Annotated in this window: 1 pseudogene; it reads left to right on the top strand. The window is 49.1% G+C overall.

Going from position 1 to position 3,413, the window contains the following annotated elements:
* Positions 1 to 3,413 (top strand): annotated as a pseudogene (locus A9Z07_RS16215) (hypothetical protein); the annotation flags it as partial.

Genomic DNA, 3,413 nt, shown 5'->3' with positions numbered 1-3,413 from the left:
ACCATTGCTGGCGGTCCAAGTGTGACCAAAGATGGCATTGATGCAGCAGATACCAAAATCACCAATGTGGCTGATGGCGAAGTTGCTGCGGGTTCTAAAGATGCAGTCAATGGCGGTCAGCTCAATGATAGCGTGGGTTCAGTTGGTGACATGCTTGGTGGTGGTGTAACCAATGAAGGTGGCAAGCTAAACGGTCCATTTACAGTCAATGACAATGGCTATGCCAACGTTGCAGATGCGATCGAAGGTGAAACTGCGGCAGCAAAAACCGAGGTTGAAGCTGGCAAGAACATGACCGTTGAAAGTGAAACAGGTGCAAATGGACAAACCATTTATACCGTTGCGACAGCGGATGATGTTGAGTTCAATACAGTCAAAGTTGGTGACGTGAGCATTGATGGTGCTACGGGCAAAATCACTGGCGTGACCGCAGGTGATGTCAATCCAAACTCAACTGATGCCATTAACGGTAGCCAATTGGCAGGTACAGCGCAAAGCGTATCGGATGCCTTGGGTGGTGGTTCAACTGTAAACCCAGACGGTACAGTGACTGCACCGAACTACAGTGTAAATGGCACTGACGTGAACAATGTTGGTGATGCGATTGCCGAGTTGGACAAAGGCTGGACCTTACAAAGCAATGGTGAAAATGCAGCTGCGGTTAAAGCTGGCGATACCGTTGATATTGGTACCGCAGACGGCGAAGAAAATCTACAGGTCGTGAAAGAAGGCAATGACATCAAGTACAGCCTGAATCGTGACCTGAAAGTAGACAGCGTAACAGCTGGCGATACTGTGATGAACACAGATGGTATGACCATTGCTGGTGGTCCAAGCGTGACCAAAGATGGCATTGATGCTGGTGGTAATAAAATCACTAATGTTGCACCAGGCACTGTTAGCCCAGACTCAACTGACGCGATTAATGGTAGTCAGTTAAACGCACAAGGCGAAGGTGTGAGAGACATTATCGGTGGTGACACTGTTTATGATCCAGAGACAGGTGGTTACACCAACTCGAACATCGGTGGTACAGGTCAAGACAACATCAATGATGCGATTGGTTCTATCGGACAAGCAGCACGTGAAGCGAAAACAACGGTTTCAGAAGGTGAAAACATTGTTGTCACTGAATCGAAGAATGCTGATGGCAGTACCAACTATGAAGTTGCGACAGCACGTGATGTGAACTTTGATTCGGTGCAAGTGGGTGACGTGAACATTGATGGTGCGACAGGCAAGATCAGTGGCGTGACAGCAGGTACTGTGAGCCCGGATTCAACCGATGCCATTAACGGTAGTCAATTGGCTGGCACAGCACAAAGCGTATCGGATGCCTTGGGCGGTGGTTCAACCGTGAACCCAGATGGCACAGTGACTGCACCGAATTACACGGTGAATGGCAGTGATGTCAACAATGTGGGTGACGCGATCACTGCATTAGACAAAGGCTGGACACTACAAAGCAATGGTGCAAATGCAGGAGCAGTAAAAGCGGGTGATACCGTTGATATCGGTACAGCAGACGGCGAAGAAAACCTACAAGTTGCGAAAGAAGGCAATGACATCAAGTACAGCCTGAACCGTGACCTGAAAGTAGATAGCGTAACTGCAGGCAATACCCGTCTGGATAACAGCGGTGTTGAAGTGAAAGATGCTGTGGGTAACTCAACCACGATGGTTGCTGGTGGCACCATTGTTAAAGATGCGCAAGGCAACAGCACTGCAACGACAGCTGCTGGCACGACCATCAAAGATGCTCAAGGTAATAGTACGATTCTGAATGGTACTGGTCTGGCATTTACAGATGCATCAGGTGCACCAGTTGGACCGAGCGTGAGCCGTACAGGTATCGACGCGGGTGGTGAGAAAATTACCAATGTGGCTGATGGTGAAGTTGCTGCGGGTTCTAAAGATGCAGTCAATGGCGGTCAGCTCAATGACAGCGTGGGCTCAGTCGGTGACATGCTTGGTGGAGGTGTAACCAATGAAGGCGGCAAGCTGAATGGTCCATTCACGGTCAATGACAATGGCTATGCCAACGTTGCAGATGCGATTGAAGGTGAAACTGCGGCAGCAAAAACCGAGGTTGAAGCTGGTAAAAACATGACCGTTGAAAGCGAAACAGGTGCAAATGGACAAACCATTTATACCGTTGCGACAGCGGATGATGTTGAGTTTGATTCGGTTAAAGTTGGCGACGTGAACATTGATGGCGCAACAGGCAAAATCAGTGGTGTGACTGCGGGCACGGTGAGTGCGGATTCAACTGACGCGATTAACGGTAGCCAGCTCCATGCACAAGGCGAAGGTGTGAAAGACATTATCGGTGGTGACACTGCTTATGATCCAAACACGGGTCGTTACACCAATCCAGACATCGGCGGTACAGGTAAAGACAACATCAATGATGCGATTGGTGCAGTCGGTGCTGCTGCAACGAAAGCGAAAACTACAGTGACCGAAGGTGACAACATTGTTGTGACTGAATCAACCAATGCCGATGGCAGTACCAACTATGAAGTTGCAACTGCAAAAGACTTGGTTGTGGATAGTGTGACTGCGGGAGATACCGTTGTTAATACAGATGGTCTAACCATTGTGGGTGGCCCAAGTGTGACTAAAGAAGGTATCAATGCTGGCGATAAGAAAATCACAGGTGTTGCAGCAGGTGATGTGAATCCTGATTCAACCGATGCGATTAACGGTAGCCAATTGGCAGGTACAGCACAAAGCGTATCGGATGCGTTGGGTGGTGGTTCAACAGTCAATCCAGACGGCACAGTGACTGCACCGAACTACACCGTGAATGGTGACAGTGTTAATAATGTCGGCGATGCCATTACCGCATTAGACAAAGGCTGGACACTCCAAAGCAATGGTGAAAATGCTGCTGCAGTGAAAGCAGGCGATACCGTTGATATTGGTACAGCAGAGGGTGAAGAAAACTTACAGGTCAGCAAAGAAGGCAATGACATTAAGTACAGCCTGAACCGTGATCTGAAAGTGGATAGCGTGACTGCAGGTGATACGGTTATTAACAATGACGGACTAACCATTGCAGGTGGTCCAAGCGTGACCAAAGAGGGCATTGATGCAGGCGGTAAAAAACTCACCAATGTTGCCCCAGGTACGGTGAGCCCAGACTCAACTGATGCCATCAACGGCAGCCAGCTTCATGCCCAAGGCGAAGGTGTGAAAAACATCATTGGTGGGAACACCACCTATGATCCGAACACCGGTCGCTACACCAACCCGAACATTGGAGGTACAGGCAAAGACAACATCAATGATGCCATTGGCGCAGTGGGTGATGCAGCGAAAGCAGCGAAAACCACAGTGACCGAAGGTGACAACATCGTTGTCAGCGAAACCAAAAATGCCGATGGCAGTACCAACTATGAAGTTGCCAC

Source organism: Acinetobacter sp. YK3, assembly GCF_001729365.1.
GTDB classification, from domain to species: Bacteria; Pseudomonadota; Gammaproteobacteria; order Pseudomonadales; family Moraxellaceae; genus Acinetobacter; species Acinetobacter vivianii.
The sequence above is the reverse complement of the archived record's forward strand: the minus strand, read 5'-3'. Positions and strand labels throughout refer to the sequence as shown.